At 42.4% G+C, this 549-nt stretch carries 1 protein-coding gene; it reads left to right on the forward strand.

Translation table 11 applies throughout. The features are described 5' to 3' along the window. Window positions 1-549, forward strand: a 549-nt coding sequence (locus tag IEJ02_RS47965; protein WP_191070530.1) for a hypothetical protein, incomplete at both ends; no start/stop codon positions are given.

Consider the following 549-nt stretch of genomic DNA (forward strand, 5'->3'; position numbering starts at 1 on the left):
TAGTTGTGGCCTTTTTACAGGTCGCAGCATCGCTGACTCTTGATGTTCCTAACTATGCAATATTAAGACAAATAATAGATTTGCGTCAAAGATCATTAGGAAAGAAGTTTGCCTTCAGCAATGCGCAGTTTGGAAACAGTGTTTTAATGGTGAAAAACAATATCGCCATCGAGACATCGAACATCGCCGACCTCCTTGTGCAATTGAGCAATGTCGTAGATACAGCAGTAGCCGAAGCCAACGCAGCAGGAAAAAGTATCGATTCGTGTGTCTCAGCTGTGGGCACTCGTACGTCTGCATTGAACCAAACAGAAATCCAATCTTGTGGAGAACTTCCGCAATTCATACAAGCTAGAGTTAAACTGAACCAACTCGCCTTGGTTCAAGAAACCCTAAAAAGTGTTATTTCCAGATGCACATCATTGAACCTATTGGAAGTTCTCCAAGTCCGCGAATGCGTTGATAAAGAAATTATCAATATCGACAACACAATCACTCAAGATGTCACCGGAATCTCGTCTCTTGTGAATGATGCGGTGGTAACTAGCA

The sequence above is a fragment of the Streptomyces sp. 5-10 genome (genome assembly GCF_014712245.1).
Taxonomy (GTDB): Bacteria; Actinomycetota; Actinomycetes; order Streptomycetales; family Streptomycetaceae; genus Streptomyces; species Streptomyces violaceusniger.